The sequence below is a fragment of the Teretinema zuelzerae genome, from assembly GCF_021021555.1.
Lineage (GTDB): Bacteria > Spirochaetota > Spirochaetia > Treponematales > Treponemataceae > Teretinema > Teretinema zuelzerae.
The window spans coordinates 830,903-851,112 of sequence record NZ_JAINWA010000001.1; the positions used below are offsets into that span (position 1 = coordinate 830,903).

General features: G+C 54.2%; 18 protein-coding genes, 1 tRNA gene and 2 pseudogenes. 9 read left to right on the plus strand and 12 right to left on the minus strand.

What is annotated here, in order from left to right:
* Positions 1–352 precede the first annotated feature (352 nt).
* Positions 353–1,387, minus strand: a complete 1,035-nt coding sequence (locus K7J14_RS03810) for a glycoside hydrolase family 43 protein (protein ID WP_230753321.1) — start codon at positions 1,385–1,387, stop codon at positions 353–355.
* Between the two features lie 194 nt (positions 1,388–1,581).
* Here K7J14_RS03810 and K7J14_RS03815 point away from each other — a divergent pair, with 194 nt between their 5' ends.
* Positions 1,582–1,926 (plus strand): ArsR/SmtB family transcription factor, encoded by a 345-nt coding sequence (locus tag K7J14_RS03815; RefSeq protein WP_230753323.1) that lies wholly within the window; start codon positions 1,582–1,584, stop codon positions 1,924–1,926.
* Positions 1,927–2,014: 88 nt separating this feature from the next.
* A complete protein-coding gene (locus K7J14_RS03820; RefSeq protein ID WP_230753326.1) occupies positions 2,015–2,815 on the plus strand; it encodes an EFR1 family ferrodoxin in 801 nt (266 codons plus the stop codon).
* 122 nt (positions 2,816–2,937) lie between these two features.
* Here the strand turns inward: K7J14_RS03820 and K7J14_RS03825 are convergent, their stop codons facing one another.
* Both K7J14_RS03825 and K7J14_RS03830 read right to left on the minus strand, forming a co-directional pair.
* A complete protein-coding gene (locus K7J14_RS03825) occupies positions 2,938–3,513 on the minus strand; it encodes a GNAT family N-acetyltransferase (RefSeq protein WP_230753329.1) in 576 nt (191 codons plus the stop codon).
* Positions 3,513–4,286 carry an HAD-IIA family hydrolase gene (locus K7J14_RS03830; protein ID WP_230753332.1) on the minus strand — a complete coding sequence of 258 codons (774 nt, stop codon included), beginning with the start codon at positions 4,284–4,286 and terminating at the stop codon, positions 3,513–3,515. The genes K7J14_RS03825 and K7J14_RS03830 overlap by 1 nt, the downstream gene beginning before the upstream one ends.
* A gap of 200 nt (positions 4,287–4,486) precedes the next feature.
* Here K7J14_RS03830 and K7J14_RS03835 point away from each other — a divergent pair, with 200 nt between their 5' ends.
* Positions 4,487–5,128, plus strand: coding sequence for a type 1 glutamine amidotransferase family protein (locus K7J14_RS03835; protein ID WP_230753335.1), 642 nt, complete (start codon positions 4,487–4,489; stop codon positions 5,126–5,128).
* Between the two features lie 27 nt (positions 5,129–5,155).
* On the opposite strand, the gene K7J14_RS03840 is transcribed toward K7J14_RS03835, so the two are convergent.
* Positions 5,156–6,280, minus strand: coding sequence for a tetratricopeptide repeat protein (locus tag K7J14_RS03840; RefSeq protein ID WP_230753338.1), 1,125 nt, complete (start codon positions 6,278–6,280; stop codon positions 5,156–5,158).
* A gap of 2 nt (positions 6,281–6,282) precedes the next feature.
* Positions 6,283–8,970 (minus strand): FG-GAP repeat domain-containing protein, encoded by a 2,688-nt coding sequence (locus K7J14_RS03845; RefSeq protein ID WP_230753340.1) that lies wholly within the window; start codon positions 8,968–8,970, stop codon positions 6,283–6,285.
* A 2,106-nt stretch (positions 8,971–11,076) separates the two neighbouring features.
* Between K7J14_RS03845 and K7J14_RS03850 the strand changes: the two genes are divergently transcribed.
* Entirely contained in the window at positions 11,077–11,256 is a 180-nt protein-coding gene (locus tag K7J14_RS03850; protein WP_230753343.1) for a YjfB family protein, read from the plus strand.
* A gap of 53 nt (positions 11,257–11,309) precedes the next feature.
* On the opposite strand, the gene K7J14_RS03855 is transcribed toward K7J14_RS03850, so the two are convergent.
* A complete protein-coding gene (locus K7J14_RS03855) occupies positions 11,310–11,387 on the minus strand; it encodes a DUF2196 domain-containing protein (RefSeq protein WP_330165590.1) in 78 nt (25 codons plus the stop codon).
* An 88-nt stretch (positions 11,388–11,475) separates the two neighbouring features.
* Here K7J14_RS03855 and K7J14_RS03860 point away from each other — a divergent pair, with 88 nt between their 5' ends.
* Positions 11,476–12,018, plus strand: a complete 543-nt coding sequence (locus tag K7J14_RS03860; RefSeq protein ID WP_230753345.1) for a hemerythrin domain-containing protein — start codon at positions 11,476–11,478, stop codon at positions 12,016–12,018.
* Between the two features lie 32 nt (positions 12,019–12,050).
* Positions 12,051–13,238 (plus strand): anaerobic nitric oxide reductase flavorubredoxin, encoded by a 1,188-nt coding sequence (locus K7J14_RS03865; RefSeq protein WP_230753347.1) that lies wholly within the window; start codon positions 12,051–12,053, stop codon positions 13,236–13,238.
* On the opposite strand, the gene K7J14_RS03870 is transcribed toward K7J14_RS03865, so the two are convergent.
* Together K7J14_RS03870 and K7J14_RS16335 are read right to left on the minus strand one after the other, a co-directional pair.
* On the minus strand, positions 13,228–14,571 hold the full coding sequence (locus K7J14_RS03870; protein WP_230753349.1) for a PAS domain S-box protein: 1,344 nt from the start codon (positions 14,569–14,571) through the stop codon (positions 13,228–13,230). The genes K7J14_RS03865 and K7J14_RS03870 overlap by 11 nt on opposite strands.
* Before the next feature lie 219 nt (positions 14,572–14,790).
* Positions 14,791–14,955 (minus strand): annotated as a pseudogene (locus tag K7J14_RS16335) (hypothetical protein); the annotation flags it as partial.
* Between the two features lie 133 nt (positions 14,956–15,088).
* Between K7J14_RS16335 and K7J14_RS03880 the strand changes: the two are divergent.
* Positions 15,089–16,291: pseudogene (locus tag K7J14_RS03880) on the plus strand (IS256 family transposase).
* Between the two features lie 103 nt (positions 16,292–16,394).
* On the opposite strand, the gene K7J14_RS03885 reads toward K7J14_RS03880, so the two are convergent.
* From K7J14_RS03885 to K7J14_RS03895, 4 genes are all read right to left on the minus strand, one after another.
* On the minus strand, positions 16,395–16,574 hold the full coding sequence (locus K7J14_RS03885; protein ID WP_230753352.1) for a hypothetical protein: 180 nt from the start codon (positions 16,572–16,574) through the stop codon (positions 16,395–16,397).
* Positions 16,565–16,810 (minus strand): helix-turn-helix domain-containing protein, encoded by a 246-nt coding sequence (locus K7J14_RS16340; RefSeq protein ID WP_408033966.1) that lies wholly within the window; start codon positions 16,808–16,810, stop codon positions 16,565–16,567. The genes K7J14_RS03885 and K7J14_RS16340 overlap by 10 nt, the downstream gene beginning before the upstream one ends.
* Before the next feature lie 102 nt (positions 16,811–16,912).
* Positions 16,913–18,244: a tyrosine-type recombinase/integrase gene (locus K7J14_RS03890; protein ID WP_230753354.1), complete on the minus strand. Its 1,332-nt coding sequence runs from the start codon at positions 18,242–18,244 to the stop codon at positions 16,913–16,915.
* A gap of 113 nt (positions 18,245–18,357) precedes the next feature.
* Positions 18,358–18,429: transfer RNA gene (locus K7J14_RS03895), tRNA-Cys, on the minus strand.
* Between the two features lie 127 nt (positions 18,430–18,556).
* On the opposite strand from K7J14_RS03895, the gene K7J14_RS03900 reads away from it, so the two are divergent.
* Both K7J14_RS03900 and trxB read left to right on the plus strand, forming a co-directional pair.
* Positions 18,557–19,009, plus strand: a complete 453-nt coding sequence (locus tag K7J14_RS03900; protein ID WP_230753358.1) for a hypothetical protein — start codon at positions 18,557–18,559, stop codon at positions 19,007–19,009.
* Positions 19,010–19,125: 116 nt separating this feature from the next.
* Entirely contained in the window at positions 19,126–20,088 is a 963-nt protein-coding gene (gene trxB / locus K7J14_RS03905) for a thioredoxin-disulfide reductase (protein ID WP_230753360.1), read from the plus strand.
* Positions 20,089–20,210: the final 122 nt, after the last annotated feature.

The following is a 20,210-nucleotide window of genomic DNA, read 5'->3' on the forward strand; positions in this document are numbered from 1 at the left end:
TCCTCCCCACCGGGGAGAACGGCTGCGGGCCCTTCGCGGCCTATCTACGCCGCTAGTACCGCATGCCTCCGCGAAGGAGATGCAACGAGTACGGGCGGTAATACTGATTTCTCAAATTAAACCTTTTCATGACCCTAAAATCCTAACAGGAATCGCGAACCGATGCAAGGGCCGCATACAGCGCAGCATTCCAAGCGTGCGGCAGGAAGGGCGAACGATCTTTCGCGAAGGCGGTTAGAGCGTCCGTTTGTCGGAATGGCCGAAGCGGCCGCCGGGCGGAAGGGCTGTACGCAGAGCGTGAAAGGCTGCCGCCGGCCGATTTCAAAATGAAATAATACGATTGACCGGCGGTTTACCTTTGGACGGTTTTGATCGATCCGTCTTTGCCGTATTCAAGAGGCGCGGCGCGGACGTTCCTGAGGTAGTCGATTTTCGATTCGGCGGCGTCGTGATAGAAAAGATACCATTTGCCCCGGAACTCGACGATCGAGTGGTGAGTCGTCCAGCCGGCGACCGGTTCGAGGACTACGCCACGGTAGGTGAAGGGGCCAAGGGGATTGTCGGAAGTTGCGTATGCCAAAAGGTGCGTGTCGCCGGTGGAATACGAAAGGTAGTACACGCCCTTGCGCTTGTGGACCCAGGCTCCCTCGAAAAAGCGGACGCGGTTGTTTCCGGCGACTACGGGAGTTCCCTGTTCGTCGAGAATCTGCACTTCAAGGGCCTCGCTCTCGAACGAAAGCATGTCCTCGGAAAGCCGGGCGACGCGGGGGCCGAGAGCGGGAGACAGACGACCGGGTTCGCGGCCGGAAGGATCGAAGGAGCCGGTCTGCCATTTTTCAAGCTGGCCGCCCCACAATCCGCCGAAATAGAGGTAGGCCTTGCCGTCGTCGTCCACGAAGGAGCACGGATCCATGCTGAAGCTTCCCGCGATCGGGTTCGGCTCGGCGGTAAAAGGGCCTTCGGGATTTTTCGACGTCGCGACTCCGATTCTGAAGATATTTTCCTTGTCGCGTGCGGGGAAGAATAGATAGTACAGTCCGTTCTTGTGCGCGGCGTCGGGAGCCCACAGCTGCTTGGAGGCCCAGGGAACGTCTTCAAGCGCGAGGGCGACCCCGTGATCGGTCGGCGCCGTATACACGGAATCGGTTGAATACACATGGTAGTCGACCATGTCGTACTGGCTTCCGTCGTTATCGGGCCTCGCGTCGCTTTTCCGGTCGTGCGAGGGATACACATAGAGCCTGCCGTTGAAGACATGGGCGGACGGATCCGCGGAGTAAAGGCCGGAAATGAAGGGCCCCGGAATAGTCTTCGATCGGGACGATCGACACGAAACGGCGACGCTGCACAGGGCAAGAACGCCAAACGCTAACACAAGTATTCTCATAACAGTTCCTTTATCGGCGCCCGCGAGATACTGATTTTGAAAGCGGAGCGCGCCGATAGTATACCGCTTCCCGAAGAACAGAACAAGACAGAACAGAATGGAAACACGATCATGCAGACACGTGAGACTCGAACCGCCGATGCATGCCGGCGGGGGCGCTTGCGCCGATTCGGCGGCGAGTGTAAGCTTGAGCGATGGAACATCCGGATCTCGAATACATTGCCGAGTTCGACCGCATCGCCGGCGATTCGCTTTTTAAAATACTTTCCGAACCGGCGCGGATATCCCTGATCCGCCATCTGGCGGTGAACGGACCGAGCGACATAAGCACCATCGCATCGGCCTTTCCCCAGGATAGATCGGTCATCTCGCGCCATTTGAAAATGATGGCCGATTACGGCCTGTTAACCGTAGAAAAACGCGCGCGCAGCACGGTGTATTCCTTCGACGGATACGCCTTCCTCGACCGTCTCGAAGGGCTCGCTTCGATGGTGAGAGGATTCCTGAACGCCCACTGCGAACTGTCCCCGAAAGAATGAATCGGCTTCTCTTGACAGATTCACTCTCACATAGTATATGTGCATATATGCACACACTTGCATTATAAGACGAAACCAGGAGACAATCATGAAAACGGAATTATTTTATTTTACCGGCACCGGAAATACCCTCTTTATCGCGAAAACGCTGGCGGCACGCCTGGAAGAGGCCGGAGAAGAGGTTTGGCTCGTCCCGATCGCGAAGACCGTCAATGACGCGGAATACGCAAGCGGCGCCGAACGGATCGGAGTGTTGTTCCCCGTCTATTTTCTGGATATTCCGGAAATTGTCGTTTCCTTCATGAACCGGCTGAAGGCGCCCTCTGTACAGTATTTTTTCGCGGCCGGAAATTGCGGGCAGGACGATTGGGGCGTCGCAAAAAAAACGAGGGCCGTCGCGAAGAAAAACGGCATCGAGCTCGACGCGTATTTCCGCTTTCTGCTCCCCGATAACAGCGTCATTTTCCCGACCGAGCCCGGCCGATACGAGTCGATGTTTGAAACCGCGGAGATCGGCATAGCGCGCATGGCCGAACGGATCGCCGCGAACGGAAGGGACTTCGAGAGCAACGGAACAATTCCGATGTGGGCGTTGAGAGAAACAATGAAGGCGGTGAGCTTCTCGGTTCTGGGATTCAAGCGGCTTTCAAGCGATCCGCGGACCTGCACCGGTTGCGGACTATGCGCCAAAGCCTGCCCCGTGGGAAACATCGTTATGGAAGGGAATGCCCCGCGATGGATGGACCGTTCAGCCTGCGCGTCCTGTTTCGCCTGCCTCCACGTCTGCCCGAAGGAGTCGATCACCTTTAGCGGGCAGAAGAAAAAATCAGGCTTCCAATACCGAAACCCCGTCATCAGCACAGGGGAGCTGATCGGAAGCAGGGGATAAGCGCTGCGCTGCAGCCGCAAGCTGTTGCCCGCTGATCACCGCTCGCCGCACGCGGCTTGCAACAGTCCTCGCCGGGCAGCCGCCAGCTGTTGCCCGGCAATCGCCCTGGCAGAAGGAATGCATCAGCGCGAAGCTTTCTGAGAAGAGGCGTCGGATCGCCCTCTCATCTTCCTGTTCAATACGATGTCGCGCTGGCGGTCCTGACCGAGCATGAAAACATGCTCGCCGGCTTCGTAGAAATCGAATTTCCGGTAAAATGTTACCGCTTTCGGGTTTTTCTCCCAGACGCCCAGCCAGACAGTCCCGACGCCCCGCGAATCGGCGACGGACAGAACATGGTTCATCAATTCATGGGAAACGCCCCGCCCTTGCCATTCGGCTTTTACGTAAATGCGCTTGATCTCAGCCTGGGAGGGGTCTTCTATTCCCTTGAACCGGGAATTCCAGCCGATCTGCGCATACCCGGCCAGTTCGCCGCCGATCTCGCAGAGAAAAGTGCTTATATCCGGATCAAGAATCTCGGCACGCTGGATCGCTTCGCCGTAGCATCTCGAACAGTATTCATCCATGTCGGAAACTGTGTTGAACTGGGCGAAGGTCGCGCGGAACGTTTCTTCGGCGAAAACGGCAAGAGCTCCTGCGTCGGCGCTTTTTGCAGTTCTGACTGCCAAAGCAGATCCTGTTCCCTGTATTTCCATCACCATCCCTCCGGATCTATGTCGCCGACCGTATCAAAGATGTAGTCGGGCCGGTAGGGAAAGTCTCCGATGGAGGCGCGGGAGGATACGCCGGAAAGCACGAGGCAGGTTTTCATGCCCGCCTCAAGGCCGCCGACGATATCGGTGTCCATCCGGTCGCCGATCATGACGGTGTCCTCCGAATGGACGCCGAGCTGCTTGCGCGCGATCATCATCATAAGCGAGTTCGGCTTTCCCACGATGTAGGGCTTCTTTCCGCACGCCGCTTCTATCGCTTTAAGCATGACGCCGGCGGCCGGCTCGAAGCCGCCTTCCACCGGATCAATCATATCGGGGTTGGTGCCGATGAACTTTGCTCCGTTCTGGATGAAGCGCGCCGCCTTGCGTATCATGTCGAAATTGAAATTGGTCGTTTTTCCGACGACCACGTAATCGGGCGTATTCTCCGTAATGCTGAATCCGTGCTTATACAGCTCGGAAGAAAGGCCGGCCTCGCCGACGACATAGACGGCCGCTCCGGGATGCTGGGCAGAAAGAAAAATCGCAGTCGCCATCGCCGCGGTGATGAAGTTCGATTCGGTAAGCCCCTTGACCCCCAACGCGTCCATTTTCCGCACCAGATCGAGAGCAGTCTGCCCCGAGTTGTTCGTCAAAAAAAGAAACTTGATGTCGGCGGCGATCAGCCGCGTAACGAAGCCGGCCGCTCCCGGAACAAGTTCCCTGCCCCGGTAAATGACCCCGTCCATATCGGAAATGATGTTTAATCGTGCCATGCGAAAAAGTATACCCCACAAGCGCGCGAAAGTACGAGTGGGGGGCAGCGCACGGAAACCGCCTGATTATCGATCTTGTAAAAGCCTTTATTCAAAAAAATAAAACGCGGCTCGGCAGGAATCGTTGCCATACAGGTGTCAACATTAGCCGTGTATACTGCCGCTATTCGCAGGGCAATCGACATAATCAGGAGGAATGCATGATCACAGTGTACGCGTACGTTCTCGACACCATGGCAGACTGGGAGCTCGGCTTTGCCGCTTCGGAGCTCAATTCAGGACGCTTCTTCAAGAAAGACGCACAGGCGGTTTCATTCAAGACGGTCGGCACTACGCGGGAGCCGATTAAAACGATGGGAGGGCTGACCATTATTCCCGATCTTTTTATAGAAGAAATCGTGGATATCGGCGGCTTGAACGCAGGCGACGCGGCTGTGCTGCTCCTGCCGGGCGCAAACTCGTGGAACGAGCCGAAACACGCCGCAATACTCGAGATAGCACGCAAGTTCCTGCAACACGGTGCGATCGTGTGCGCGATCTGCGGGGCGACAGCGGCGCTCGCGAACGCGGGCCTCTTGAACGACCGCCGGCACACAAGCAACGGACCGGGATTTCTTGAAATGGCGGCTCCCGGTTACGCGGGCCAGCGTTTCTATGTAGACGAGCCGGCAGTAACGGACGGAAACCTCGTAACCGCGGGCGCAACAGGAGCATTGCCGTGGGCCAGGCACATTATCGAACTACTGGACGTATTCCGCGCCGACACGCTGGAGGAATGGCATGAGTATTTCAGCACCGGCGAGGCGAAGCACTTCTTCGCCCTCATGCAAACCCTGCAATAAGGAATGCGGGGCGCCGATCGCCGCCGGTTATTTTGCGGCCCGGCCCACAATGCGCGCCAGATCGGCTCCCCGTACGGCATCCAGGGGATGAAAGCTTCTCCCGTCCGGCAGAGCCATGATCTCGGTTTCGACGCAGCCCATGACTGAATCGAAGTACGGGGACTCGATGCCCACGTCCGGAATGGGCGACGCGCCCGAGCCGACAGACGCCCACCGCCTGGAATATTTTGCGAGCATCGTTTTATCCGACCGGCTTTCCGCTAGCGCATGCCAGACAAACCATGCCAAATCGCTCCGGCTCAGACTATCCTCCGGAGCAGGAGCCGGGGCGCCCTCCCGGAGGGGTATGGTTCCCGAGGCGACCAGTTTCGGGAACAGTTTGGAGGCGGCCGCGGACTTCCCGGCGGTAGCGAAGTCCAAAAGCCCTGTGGTTGCGAGCGTATAGGCAATCGCGTCCTGCCAGGTCGCCGCCGGGGAGGCAAGGATGCGGGCGATGTCCTCGCCGAGGAGCGAGTCCGAACCGGAGGCGCGAAGCTCCCACGAACGGTCCCGATTGATCGTGTAGGTTTCCCGGTAATACGGAGGAAGCCGGCTGAACGCCGCGTCGAAGGCGGCGACGGATTCGGAATACCGCCCGAGCCGTTCGGCATACAGGGCGCGTTCCGCCAAAAGGCGGGGTTCGCCCGGATCAACGGACAAGGCTCCGTCTATCCGCGCCAAACCCGCTTCGCCGGTCTTTTCCAGCCGCGCCCCCAGAATGGACGAGGGAATGTCCGACGGAAGAAGGCGGACCGCCGCGTCGTACCGCTTTGCCGCCTCGCTCCGTTTCCCTGCGGCCAAAAACAGGCGCCCGGACCAGGCATGCAGGCGGGATTGAAACACCGTGTCTTCGACATTCAAGAGATACAGGGCGTCGATCTTCTCGCGAGCGGCGGCGATCGCCCCGGCCCGTTCCGCTCCGGATAGTGAATCGATCCGCACAACGGCCTCTTCCACAGAGGCTAAACGGTCTGTCGTTGCGGAGTCGCCCGCCGAAACCAGCCGATCGTCCTGCATGCTCGCGCAGGAAGCAAAAAAGAGCAGACTGATGAAAGCGATCGGAAGGACGCGGCGGGAGGAGATCAGGCCCAAGGGATTGATGCTTCCGTTCATGATTAGCGCTCCTTGCGGAATTGCCATCCCGCGATTGTGTTGTCCATGGATACCGCAAGGCAGTCCAGACGGCCGTCGCCGTTCAAATCGCCGAACCAGGGTTCCCCCCATGCGGCAAGGGGAAAGCCTGAAAGCAGGGAGAACGAAGCAGAATACCCGTACAGCGTATTGCCGTCGCCGGTGGCGAAAATCTCGGGAGTTCTGTCGCCGTCGACATCGGCGGAGGCGAGGCTGGCCGACTCGGCCTTGAAGTCCGGAATCTTCTGGGATAAAACCATTATCTCCTTTCCTTTTTCGGCTCCGACCCTCCACAGAGAGCCGTCGGCGGATACGGCCCACAGAAAGGAGCCGTCCCAGATCGGCTGGGTGTAAAAAACCCCGTCGAGCCGAACCGGAAAGCCTTCGACCGGAGCGCCGTCGCCTTCAAAAACGAACAAATCCCCGGCCTGAGTGATAAAGGCGAGGCGGATGTGCGAACCTGATGCAAACACCAGAGGAGACCCGTAGGCAAGACCCGAAACGGGTTGCGGCCATCCGGACTTCGGAGCGCCTTCGCCGTCGGTGAGCCACACCTGGGACGCAAAGCTTTTCGGATACATCCCCATGACGATGTTTTTTCCGTCCCGCAGGACGGCCGGGGGAGAGCGCAGAGGATCGGAGAAGGGCATGGAAATTGAGCTTACTCCGCCGCGGCTATCGATTTTGCGAAGAGAGGAATCTGCGTCGGCCAGGTACAGGAAGCCCGCAAAGGCGGCAGGCTTCGCGGTAGGGCGGATGCCCGTAATCACGGGAAACCCCTGAACAGGCTTGAGGTTTCCGTCAAGAAGCGAAACCTCGCCTTCGGAGGTCGAAACCCATACCGCCGGATCCGACGGGGTTTCGCACGCCGTTTCGCGGTCGAGAACGAAGGAGAGTTCCAAGCCCGCCGCCGCACCAGGCGAATAGCGCTCCCAAGACCCCGACGCGGGATCGTAGGACGCCAGGGTGTTTCCGTTTTCTATGCACAGAATTCTCATTCCGCCTTTTTTGGTAAAACGGAGAACATCGACTTTTTTGCCGAGAGAAGGCCGCCCGGAACCGTTCCCGTCGGAGACGAGGGGAAAGCCGGGAATAACGCCGAGTCCGCCGCCCGATCCGGGCACCGCGGAGAGCTTCAGCGAGACGAGTCCTTCCTCCCAGCGTACCGACAAGCAGCCCTGGTTATACAAACTCAGAACGCGCTGAGCAGGGCCAGAGCCTTTCAGAAAAAACGGCACGGATCGGTCAAGCGTATAAAACAGGCTGACAGAGGCGCGCGCAGACTCTCCTCCCGTGAGATTCTGCCAGATATCGTTGCGCGCGAGGGTCTCTCCCCTCCTCCGGGCCGAAACCGCGGCTAACAGGGTTTCAGGCGATTCCGAAGCAAGGAAAAAACCGTCGTCGATAATCCAGTACGGCGAAGGCAAACGGACGGAAAACAGGTTGAGCAGGGAGGCAATAAAATCAGGCAGGAGCATGCGGGAAATCCGGTACCCGTCTAGAACGGTCGAGTCGTCCCCGGAAACCGCGAGAGAGGACAGCAGCCGGTCGAAGGCCCGTTTTCTCGCTTCTTCGTCCGCGATCTGCAGGGCGAATACGGGTTTCGGCCGCCCTTCAAGACCGAATACCGCGACATCAGGCCCTATCCAGTCGAAGAGCAGCTCGTTCAAGCCGATGCCGAAAAGAAGGCGGGAGGCGCGTTCGGCGTTCTCGAGGGTTTCTGCCGCGCGGGGATCAAGCTCCCGGTATACGGCCAAAAGGCGGTCCATTCCGCCCGCGGAAAGGAGACTCTCGTATTGAGTCGACTCGGGCAGACGCGACAAGAAAAGCGGCACCGAGGACGGCTTTTCAAGCAGGGCGCCGACCGATGCAAGACTGGAAGAAAGGGGCGCGGAAACCGAAAGATCCAGCTTGTCCCGCCGGATGTCCACCAGGACTTCGGGAAAGCCTTCCCAGGACAGGGACCGCGCCAAAGGTCCGAAAAGCGGGTCGTCGGAGGGAAGAGAAGCGGAAATGAAGGACGGATCGGCGAGAAGCGCCGCGTCGAACCCTGCCTTGGCGAATTCATAGGTACCCAGTTCGGATTCGGGAAGAGACCGGCTCAGGATGCCTTCGAACACAACGGAGGAGTTTGACGCTACCAGAAGATTTCCCCGGAATCCCGCAAACACCGTCGCGCCGGCGGGATCCCGATACTCGAACCGCGATACTTTCCCGGCGTTGACGTAATACAGGTTCGGTATGGTAAGACGCGCCGCCGCGAAGGGCGCAACGCGAAGAACCGATGAAAGGATGCCCGTATCGAAGGATACGACCCAGGAATCGTCTGGATACAGAGCGCCTGAAAGCTCGTTGTTCAGCATGCCGATGAGCGCGTCCTTTCCGAAGAAAGACGAGTCGCGAAGCAGCGCAACCAACGGCGCTGCCGACGCAAAGGCCGGATCTGCAAGGATTTCTCCTACCGTTTCATGGGCCGCGAGCTTTTCCGCCGCGCGGCCGGCATGCGGAACCTTGAAAGCCAGCGAAAAACCCGGCGGCACCGCTGCCGAAGGACTCTCGCGGCCGATGAAGGACGCGCCGATGAAACCGAGAGGAACAAGAACAATCAGGGAAAGAAGTACGAACAGGGCAATCAGGAGACCGCGTCCGCGGCGGCTTTTGGATTTTTCCATGACCTGATTCTCCCCCGATTCGCGGAAAAAATCAATTCTTTCCCCATCAAACTGATGCATAAAGGGGTTGCAGGACAGTATTTCAACTATCCGTTTCAATGACGCAAAAGAGGGGATAGCGATGGACCCCGGAGGGCGGATTGAAGTGAGCGCGCCGGTAACGGGTCCAGTCTGTTAGATAGCCGGGAAGGAACCGCCCGAGGAGGCCGGCGCGCAAGGGGAGGCTTCCCCTTCCAGTTTTGTTCGCCGATTTAAAATAAAAACGGTCTGTCCCGTACAGAGACAGACCGTTCAACGAAGGCGCCGATCAGAATCGAACTGATGCATAAAGGTTTTACAGGACGACTCCGGGCGTTTTTTTTCGTGTCTTACTAATTCATATTGTATTACAGGATAAGGAATTACGCAAGAAAAATTATTATGAGTCAATAAGAATCATCATGAAAACTCGGTTTTGCTTACAATTTTTGCTTACACTTTTGGTCAAAAACAGTGTATGCAAGAAGTGTAAGCAAATTATATACAAGTTGATTTACTTTGCTTACACTGGCTCAATTCTAGAGGTCAACAATCCCGCCTCATTCGCTCCGTCGTTCCGTCCCCTTCGGGCCCGTCTCTCCTCCGTTCACGGCGCGGTATTGTTCCCAGGATTCAACTACGCATCCCCTTCCAAGGCCCCTCTTCTTGTGTTTCTCCCGTACCGCTTCCCCAAGTTGTCTCTCGAAAGTCAACAAAACCACCGTGTCTCACTTCGTCTCTCCTCCCCTCGGCGCAGCCCCTTCCTCCGCTCCTTGCCAGTCGCTCCGGTCGGGCAAGCGCCTCGCTCCGTCGTTCCTCCGTTCAACACAGTGCTTTTGTTCCCAGGAATCTATCGTAACCGCCGCCCTTCCACCGTCTCCATTTTTCTCCCCGCCTATAAAATCCACAGCACCCCAGCCAATCAAAAACTTCGCCGCGCATCTTTGCGCGTCTCCGCCTTCGTTCGGCCCCTTCGCCCATCGGCCCTCCTGGACTCAGGCTCCCGGGTCCTCTCTCCGCGCTCAGCACCCTTTCTGCAAGGGAACCTCAAGCTCGTTTTCATCGCACCGCTTCACAGAACGGAAGACTCGTACCGCTCATCGCCTTGCACATCTCCGCATAAAAAGCGCGCAACAATCTCGCCGCCGCAAGTCGTCCCGCTTTTCCCGCCACAGTGTCAGCCATAATCCCGCGGCCCCAAACCGCGTCGGGTTCCCTCCGCCCCTGCCGGCACCCCTTCCCCCAAACCCCTAACCCCCCGCATACCCCACAATAAGGTACCGCATTTTACTTGGGGGAAGGGGGGCCTCTTAGGGGCTCCGGCGCGTTGCACTTGCCCGGCGTGAATTGGGGCAGCTTGTACAAGGCGGAGAGTTTTCAGTTATCAAGACTCCGTGACATTCAGCATTCACCCGAAGCGTTACCAGGTTGCTAACCCGCTTTTCATCGCTTCTCCGTTCGCCACCTGTAAGCATGAAGCGCATTCTCTTAGCTATCCCCGGTACCGATAGCACGCGACCTTCCGGCAACATCTTACCCGGAAAGTCGGTCGGACTGCGGCCAACGGTTCTTCGAACCGTCGTCCACAGACCGACCTACAAGAAGCTAATTCCCTAGTTGCCGGAAGGCCGCTCCCCGGAAGATTCCGTACCCGACGACATTACCTCAATCTGACAGCTTAACCCGCTGAGCCCGCCCGCTACGCGGGCGGGGATTTCAAAACTTTTTACCTTCCGGAAATTTATTATCGGGGAGGGCGCGGATCCAATCGCAATTAGTCGCACCAGCGGTGACGCAAAAACGGCTGATGACACCAAAAAACAGAAATCCCTTACACTCTCTCTCATTCATCTCTTTTTTATGTTTTTAGTGTCACCAAAGAAAAATGAAATATTAGAGGCTCATACTATTCTCTTGAATTGTGCAGATTGATTTTTACTTGCTCACAGTGGTATTTAAACGCGCTGATATTCTCAAAATACCTTACTTTTACCGTCACCTTTAGTGTCATCTTTTCCGTCACCGGGAAAGGGGGAGCACGGGGGGAAAGGCGTTGACGAGCCGGTAAAACGTGAGTATCCTTACTGTATGGATATTGTCGCTCTCTCAACAGCCCTTTCTCAGAACAAGGTACAGGAAGCCGCAGCGGTTCAAGTACAAAAACTTGCCATGAACTCGGCAGAAACTCAGGGCGCGGTTCTCGTCCAGATGATGAGCGAAACCATCACCGATCCCTCACTCGGTAACCGCGTTGACATTTTCGCCTGAGCCTATTCCGGAATTTTCTACACACGACCAACCAGCCCCGACTGCAACCTTACCTAAATCCCATGCGGATGTTTCGGCGAGTTTGTCAGTATATCCTGAACGATCTCTTCGGTTCTTTTACCCAGACAGATGCGACATGGAAAAGCCTTGTGTCGGTTTTTTTAGATATTTCTTTGCTTTATTCCGCGTATTCCATATTATTCCTAGTGGAGGGTAGTGATGAAATATGCAAGCGAAGAACTCAAGAATGAGCATGAGGGTATTCTTCATGGATTAGCAATATTGGAAAAGATGGCCGATTCGACCGAGTCAGGGTCGCCTGTACCTGTAGCAGAAATCTCGGAGATGGTTGATTTTCTCAAATTATTCGCGGATAAGTGCCACCACGGAAAAGAGGAAGGAATACTCTTCCCGATACTGGAACGATACGGAGTGGCGAACGAACACGGGCCGATAGGTCAGATGCTCAGCGAACATGTCGAAGGCAGAAAGTACATTCAAGGTCTGTCTTTGTCAATCTCGAATGGCACGCTCGACACGTCGGCCTTCGTCACCAACGCGCGGCTCTATATAGAACTGTTACGCGCACACATCCAAAAAGAAAACAACGTACTGTTCCCGATGGGCGATAAAATTATTCCCGAATCAGAACAACAACGCATTCTTGATGCCTTCGAAAACCACGAGCAAACCGCGATGGGTCCCGGAATTCATGACAAACTACACGGAATGCTCGATACTTTCCAGAAGAAATACCTGTAAAAAATCCTTCCAGGCGTATCAAAGGAGATACTATGCATATTCCCGTAAAGAATAACGTTTCATGGGTAGGCAAAATCGATTGGGAGCTCCAAAAGTTTCACGGTGACGAATATTCCACCACTAAAGGGTCAACCTATAACTCATATTTAATCCGCGAAGAAAAAAACGTGCTGATAGACTCGGTATGGAAACCCTACGCGAAAGAGTTTGTGGAAAACCTCAAAGCGGAAATACCCCTTGAAAAGATCGACTTCATAATCGCCAATCACGGCGAGGTAGACCATTCGGGCGCCCTGAGCGAACTTATCAGGCATATACCGAATGTACCGGTATACTGCACTGAAAACGCAGTGAAATCGCTCACCGGCCAATACCATGAGAAATGGAATTTCCACACGGTAAAAACCGGCGACTCGATCGACATCGGCAACGGGAAAAAGCTCGTTTTCGTGGAAATGAAAATGCTCCACTGGCCGGACAGCATGGCAACCTATATGACCGGCGACAACATTCTCTTCAGCAACGACGCATTCGGCCAACACTACGCGTCGAATAGTCTCTTCAACGATCTGGTCGACAAGGGCGAACTCTTCGAGGAGTGCCTCAAGTACTACGCGAACATACTCACGCCCTTTAGCGCCCTCGTTGATAAGAAAATCCAGGAAGTACTTTCGCTCAAATTGCCCATCGACATCATCGCCCCAAGCCACGGTGTCATCTGGAGAGATAATCCAATACAAATAGTCCAAAAGTACATTGAGTGGTGCAAGGACTACCAGGAAGACCAAATCACCATTCTCTACGACACAATGTGGGAAGGAACCCGCCATATGGCGGAGGCTATCGCAAGCGGTATCAGGGACAGTGGATGCACATCCACTGTCAAAGTCTTTAATATTTCCAAGAGCGACAAAAACGACCTTATCACCGAAGTGTTCAAGGCGAAGCACATTCTGGTAGGCTCTCCCACGATCGGAAAGGGCATCACCCATGCAACGGCAGGATTACTTGAGATGATCGAAGGGCTTCGCTTTCGGAATAAAAAGGCCGCGAGCTTTGGCTGTTACGGCTGGAGCGGTGAAGCCGTGGCCAAGCTCAACAAGCTCTTGACCGCGTCCGGTTTCGAGCTAGTTAACGACGGTCTTAAGGCTCTCTGGGAGCCCGACGGAACGACGATAGACCAATGCAAGGCGTTCGGGAAATCCGTGATTAATCCATAAGCTCCTGAAACACGATCTGGAATCGGTCTTTCAACGAAATGAACACGGAGATAAGATCCGGGTCAAAGTGCGTTCCTGCGCTTCCCACGATGTGCTTGACCGTATCCTCATGCGTCCACGGCTCCTTGTACGGACGCTTGCTCCGCAAGGCGTCGTACACGTCGCAGAGGGCTGTTATGTGCGCGGACAGTGGAATATGCTTCCCGGCGATTCCGTTGGGATAACCCGACCCGTCGAATTTTTCGTGATGGCACAGGGTTATCGCCGCTGCCATCTCGAACTCGTCTTTACCCTTAACGATGTTATGTCCGAGTACTGTATGACTTTTCATGATGTGGAACTCTTCCGGGGTTAGCTTTCTTGGTGCCATCAAAATGGAATCAAGGATGCCCACCTTACCGATATCGTGCATTGGGGCGAACACCTCGATATCGTCGCAGTACTTTTCGTTTTTTCCAAGCTCGCGTGCGATGAGCTTCGCGAACAAACCCACCCGCTTCATATGATTACCCGTATCGTCATCTCGTAATTCCGCAAGGTCGGCTATCGTTTGATACAGTTGAATCCGGTTCTTTTGGGCGAGTTCGTGGGAGACGGTCATGTCGACAGGAAACCCGATGATGCTTTGCAGCGTTCCGTTATCATCATACACGGCATTGACGAGGAGGCTTATCCAGACAAGGGAATTATCTTTCCGCCTATTAATCACCTCGCCCTTCCATGTTTTCACTTCCGGATTACGGATCGCCGCCCACAAGTCCTTGAACTTCATTTCGTACTCGAAGATATTCACTCCGAGGTTTTCATAGACGTCACGGCCGGGGTTAAGTATACGCGGGTTATTGCCAATCACTTCGTTTCGGGTATACCCGTACATATCAAGAAACGAGTTGTTTACCGAGATTATCTTGCCTTCGGAATCCGTTATCAGGATCGGTTGTGACGTTTTCTGAAACGCCGAGAAATACTGATTTTTCTCGTTTTCCAGCTTTTCCTGCTTGGTTATATCCTTGCAAAACGCCATTAGCTTGCCGTCTTTCAGGTTAACCACGCTTATGTCGACGGTTACTTTCTTCCCGTCCTTTCGTATAAGATGCGATATCCTCGTTGATTTATTTTTTACCTGCAGCTCGGACAAGGTGCGCTTGTGGCCCGGCACATCCTCGGTCGACAGGACGTCCTTGATCTTCAACTTCAATAGCTCGTCTCTGTTATATCCTACTATGTCGCAGGCGGCCGAGTTCGCGTATATATAGTTAAGCGAGCTGTCGGTTATGAAAACGCCGTCAGGGGCGCTTTCGATGTATTCCCGAAGCTCTTCTTTGCTTTTCAACAATTCCTCTTCAGTTTGTTTTTGACTTGTGATATCGAAAGAAATAACGACAAAGAACTCTTTCTGCGGGGAGAATACGGATAGGTGAAACCACTTTTTCAGGGCGACAGAATAGGCTTCAAGCTCGGTGCTCTTGCCGGTGAGTGCTACTTTACCGAAGCATTCTACCCAGTTAAAGGAATCTTCGAGAACCTGCGGGACCACTTCGGAACACCGCTTCCCGGCTACTTTTCCGGGTTCAAAGCCCAACATTTCCTCAAACACCGGATTCGTGTCAATGAATACATAATCTATGGGTTTCCCGTCAGCGTCGAGTATAATTTGGTCATAGGAATACCCGAAGGTTGATTTTTTTAATATGATGTCTTGTATATCCGCATTCATTCATTACCCTGCTTTTAAGCCAAATTCTACTCAATAATAGTTAGTGTACAATTCTTTCTGTAAATTGGGTTGAAAAAAGCAGGCCGATCGGGCTCAAATGGTAAGTGACCAAACCAACCATAAGGAGAACCCGATGGCCTACGAATCAGAGTATACACTTTTGGAGCAAGTGATCCAGATGCTGGCAGCGAATGGGGACAATAAATTTTCTCGTGTTATCGAAGTGGTCGTCAATGAGGCCATGAAGATCGAGCGAGCAAAGGCTCTCAACGCCGAACCATATGAACGCACGGAAGAGCGTACTGGGCATGCCAATGGATTTAAAGACAAGACGCTCAATCTTGCGACCGGGAAAGTCCTCTTGAAAGTACCACAAGTTCGCGGGATGGAGTTTTATCCCGGCTGTATCGAGAAAGGCATGCGCAGTGAGCGTGCTCTCAAGCTCGCCATCGCCGAAATGTATGTCAAAGGAGTAAGTACCCGCAGGGTCTCGGATATCGTCGAAATTCTTTGTGGCACCGAAGTCAGCTCGTCCCAGGTCAGCAGGCTGGCAAAGGAGCTCGATGAAGAGATTACGTCTTGGAAGGCGCAGCCTGTCGGACAGATTCAATACTTGGTACTTGATGCGACCTATGAATAGGTTCGCGTCGGGTCCCAGGTGGTCAAGCAGGCGCTTCTAGTGGCTATTGGCGTTGATTACAGCGGGAATCGGCATATTCTTGACGCCGAAGTCGCGAACAGTGAGGCAGAGGTAAACTGGCGTTCCTTTCTCGAGGGTCTCGTACGACGAGGGATGCACGGCCTGCGAATGATCACCAGTGATGACCACTCAGGACTGCGCGCTGCAATCGATGCTGTCTTCCCTGGAATTCTGTGGCAACGCTGCCAGTTTCATCTGCAGCAGAATGCCCACTCCTACGTCACGAAAAAAGATGACATCCCGCTGATAGCCGCTGATATTCGGAAGGTGTTCAATGCACCTGACCGCGAGAACGCGGAACGATATTTGCAACAGCTCGTTGAAAAATATCAAAAAACCCATCCGCGTTTAGCGGCTTGGGCCGATGAGAATATACGGGAAGGATTGAGTGTATTCAACATCCCGGAGAATCACAGGAGGAAAATGCGAACATCGAATCTGGCAGAGCGCCAGATGAAGGAGATCAACAGGCGAACGAAAGTAGTAGGCGTTTTCCCGAATGCGGCCAGTTTACTTCGTCTCGCGGCTGCCATGCTGATCGAGCAAAATGACCAATGGCAGAATGATAAACGGTACTTGCCGGAGTCAAACGATCGACCTGCTTTGAACGAAATTTACAGAAAAAAGGTTGCATAATCTGCGCCATGCCCTACGGCAACCGAGAAGAAGGCATCATCATCACATGAGATAAAAAAAGCGGGACTTCCAGGAGTCCCGCTTTTCACACAATCAAAAAAAACTACTTACTCTCGACCCCGCCGACATACTTGATCGAAAGACAATAACGTTTTTCGAACGACACCGGAACACCATCATGCATCTTCACATCAACGCCGAATGATCCGAATTTCTTTTCACGGAGCTGCGCTTCAATCCATGATAGAATTTCACCACGAATGTTATCGGGACTTACTGACACAGGGAAACCTCCTTGTTGCTTTCAAAACAGCACCGAGTATTCTCCTGAAGAAAAGACTCAACCTCAGTCGCCCGAAACAGGACCTTCCGCCCGACGATGACACTCGCGATCTTTCCTTCCTTTCGCCACCGATACACAGAACTCCGTTTGCAATGCATGAATGACATAAACTCCTTCATGTCCAACAGCCGCTCACCCTGAACCGACAATTCAACCAATACCGATACCTCCATCATTCGTTATGAATCTTACAGTACCGGATTTACCCTCACTGATTGTCACCCATTTTATTAGGACACCGACACGACAAAGCAAAATTAATTTGCATACATCCCTCATCAACCGACTAAAGCCGACGGAACAATCGAATTAAACATATCAGCGCTCGCAACCGCGACCTCATTTAAATCCGAATCAAGAGAATGATCTGCATAACCGTCGAATACCGCTCGCGTCTTATGTCCCGTAACCAACATGATCTTTCGAGCTTCAAGCCGATCAGCCATCCTCGATGCATAAAAGTGCCGCCAGGAATGAAACACCACATTCCGATCTTTCCAGTACGCCCGAGCATCTTTTTTCTCCTCATCGCTCGCGCTCTCTCCCACCGACAAAACGACAAGCATATCCTGTAAGGCATTCAAACTCATCTGCTGATCCCATGGCTCATCCTTCTTTGAACTCCAAAATACAAAGCCATCAGGGCCATGAGGATTTTCCAGAACAAGATTACGCAACGCATCGCGAAGGCGAGGAATAATCGGAACACGTCGATCCTCGCCGGTCTTCGTACACTTAAGAAGATCCTTTCTCGACCAGGAATGAGTAACCGACAAAAAATCATCCCCTATATCCGACCCTTTCAACGCTAAAATTTCCCCGATACGCAGGCCAGTCGTCATCGCTGTTAGATTTGCAAGCATCGCACGACGATCAGGCCAATGAAGATCGAAAAGCCGTTTCGCTTCATCGGGAGTAAGAACACCCCGTTTTCTCGTCTTGTTTGAATACGACGCCAAACCGAAAGTCGGATCAGCACCTATCAAATCGTTCACGAAAGCCCACTTCAAAGCCGTAGTACCAACGGTCATAATGCGATTCAACGTAGAATGATTCAGTCCCGGATTTTTTCCAGCAAGATCGATCGAAAAAGCCTTCACATCCTGCCGCGAAATCTCGCCTAACCGCTTACCCTTAAAATACGGAATCCAATATTTCTCCGCACGACCATAACTTTGAGCAACGTGCGTTTTCCCCATCCTGAGCCCATGAGCATGCTTCTCCTTAACGTACGGAGAAACATCATAATCCCAAAATCGGGACAAAAACGAATCAAAAGACTCAGCACCACCGGCATCCTTAAGAACAACCGATGAAACCAAACCCTTCTCCGTCAGTACCGATCCGATTTTAGACACATCGCCAGAGGATAAATTGGATTTTTTTATGAAAGTCAGAATAGTCGCAAGATCAAGTGCATCAGAGATTTTCTTGGGTGAAGACCCACCGGTTTGAGGAAAACCATGCTCCAGCCAACCATACACAACGGCCACAGCCTCATCCCGAATAGTCTGATGAGGCGATTTGCCAGTTAAACGCCTGCCGGTTTCTGGATTCCCCAGCTGTGCATACCAGTACTTACCGCGTCGATACAAATAAAAACGGCGCATCTCATCCCTCCGTAACGGCCAGTTGCTTACACAACTTGCTTACAGTTTTGGTTAAGACACGCCCGTTTTCGGGTAGTGCAAAAAAAAGTCCTTACAACGTAAGGACTTAAAGAAGGCGCCGATCAGAATCGAACTGATGCATAAAGGTTTTGCAGACCTCTCCCTTACCGCTTGGGTACGGCGCCGTGCAAAAAAGAATATAGCAGAAGGCATAAGTTTTGGCAAGGGACGGCCGCGCAGAATCGGCTTTTTTTCCTTTCAGGATAGAAGCAATGCGTGGTAGCATGGTATTCTGGCGGGAAAGGAAGGCTCATGACAGAACTTAAGCCGGTGATTACGGTTCGGACGAAGGACGCTGAGGCATGGTATACGGTCGTGTGGACGGCGCTGAAAAAGGCCGACAAATACGAAGTGACCATGAAGGTTCCCGCCGTTGCCGGCATCTGGGAGCTGTACCGGATGGACAAGGAAAAAAAGCTGAATCTCCTGGCGGTAACCCATGCCTGGTACGGCGGCCTGCGGAGCCAGATCCGCGCGGCGATCGATCCGGATACGACAGCAGATCCTTTGAGGAAGGCGGCGATCGAGGACGGGGAGCTGTATTTCCGGTATTCGATGTCCGATTCGCTTCCTGCTTTGCTGGACACGGTGTGGTTCCTCCATTCGATTTATTTTCCGCAGGACGTCCGCGTGGAGCATTCCGGCCGTTTTACCCGGATTTATCTGAACGAAAAGGCCCCGGACAAGGTGTACTGGCTTGAATAGTCCGCCCGGCGCGCGGAAACAACGCGCGCGGAACGTAGGCTCGGCGCGGCATCGCTTCCGGTTTTCTTGACTGGAGAGCACGCTCTCCGTACATTTAAGCTATTAGGGAGTAATTCATGGGCACCATTTACGACATGATCATTATAGGCGGCGGTCCGGCAGGGCTTTCAGCCGCGCAATACGCGGGAAGATCGAACCTGAAAACCCTCGTCATCGAGGAAAAGGGAGAAGGCGGCCAGGCTGTTCTGATAGACCGTCTGGAAAACTATCCGGGAATCCTGGAGCCGGTGAACGGCTACGAGTTCGCCTCCAACATGAAAGAACAGGCGGTGCGCTTCGGAGCGGAGTTCACTTACGGAAAGGTTACCGGGCTGGGCAAGAAGGGAGCGTATTTCAACATCCCGATCGAGTCCCCGGAAGCTGAGCCGGTCGCGTTCGAATCGCGGACGGTGCTGCTCGCAACGGGAGCCGAACACCGGAAGCTGGGCGTTCCGGGAGAAAACGAGTATTACGGCAAGGGCGTTTCGTACTGCGCCACCTGCGACGGCCCCTTTTTCAGAAACAAGCATATCGTTGTCGTGGGGGGCGGGGACGCGGCCTGCGACGAGGCCGGATTCCTGGCCCACCTGACCGACCGGGTCACTATGGTGCACCGCAAGGGCCAGTTCCGGGCGCAAAAGGCGCTCGCGGAGCGGACCCTGCATAACCCGCACATCAACGTTCGGTTCAATACCGTCGTGTCGGAAATCAAGGGTTCCGGAGGCTCTCCGGACAAGGTGACCGGCGTGGTTCTGAAAAACGCCGAAACGGGAGAGGAAGAAACCCTCGCCTGCGACGCGGTGTTCATTTTCGTCGGGATGATTCCCAGAACCGAGCTGGCGAGTCTGGCAAAACAGGACGAAAACGGGTATCTTGTAACGGACGAACATATGCAAACCTCCATCCGCGGTCTTTTCGCCGCCGGAGATTTGCGGGCGAAGCCCTTCCGCCAGGTGGTAACCGCCGTAGCGGACGGAGCGATCGCGGCGCACAGCGCCTCCGCCTGCATAGACGAACAACGCTGCGGCCTGGGATCCTGATTCAGGCGCGGACTCCACTTTCGGGGTAGACATCCGATGGGTTCTTATAGTTTTCGCCGTAAACCGGGGCGATTCGTCCCGGTTTTTTTGTGTATCGGAGCCTTTCTCGCTCCTCCAGCCCG

Coding starts and splice junctions, on each gene's coding strand:
- K7J14_RS03850 (WP_230753343.1), top strand. CDS start 11,077: ATGGATATTGTCGCTCTCTCAACAGCCCTTTCTCAGAACAAGGTACAG.
- K7J14_RS03815 (WP_230753323.1), top strand. CDS start 1,582: ATGGAACATCCGGATCTCGAATACATTGCCGAGTTCGACCGCATCGCC.
- K7J14_RS03900 (WP_230753358.1), top strand. CDS start 18,557: ATGACAGAACTTAAGCCGGTGATTACGGTTCGGACGAAGGACGCTGAG.
- K7J14_RS03825 (WP_230753329.1), bottom strand. CDS start 3,513: ATGGAAATACAGGGAACAGGATCTGCTTTGGCAGTCAGAACTGCAAAA.
- K7J14_RS03845 (WP_230753340.1), bottom strand. CDS start 8,970: ATGGAAAAATCCAAAAGCCGCCGCGGACGCGGTCTCCTGATTGCCCTG.
- K7J14_RS03860 (WP_230753345.1), top strand. CDS start 11,476: ATGAAATATGCAAGCGAAGAACTCAAGAATGAGCATGAGGGTATTCTT.
- trxB (WP_230753360.1), top strand. CDS start 19,126: ATGGGCACCATTTACGACATGATCATTATAGGCGGCGGTCCGGCAGGG.
- K7J14_RS16340 (WP_408033966.1), bottom strand. CDS start 16,810: ATGATGGAGGTATCGGTATTGGTTGAATTGTCGGTTCAGGGTGAGCGG.
- K7J14_RS03890 (WP_230753354.1), bottom strand. CDS start 18,244: ATGCGCCGTTTTTATTTGTATCGACGCGGTAAGTACTGGTATGCACAG.
- K7J14_RS03830 (WP_230753332.1), bottom strand. CDS start 4,286: ATGGCACGATTAAACATCATTTCCGATATGGACGGGGTCATTTACCGG.
- K7J14_RS03835 (WP_230753335.1), top strand. CDS start 4,487: ATGATCACAGTGTACGCGTACGTTCTCGACACCATGGCAGACTGGGAG.
- K7J14_RS03865 (WP_230753347.1), top strand. CDS start 12,051: ATGCATATTCCCGTAAAGAATAACGTTTCATGGGTAGGCAAAATCGAT.
- K7J14_RS03810 (WP_230753321.1), bottom strand. CDS start 1,387: ATGAGAATACTTGTGTTAGCGTTTGGCGTTCTTGCCCTGTGCAGCGTC.
- K7J14_RS03840 (WP_230753338.1), bottom strand. CDS start 6,280: ATGAACGGAAGCATCAATCCCTTGGGCCTGATCTCCTCCCGCCGCGTC.
- K7J14_RS03820 (WP_230753326.1), top strand. CDS start 2,015: ATGAAAACGGAATTATTTTATTTTACCGGCACCGGAAATACCCTCTTT.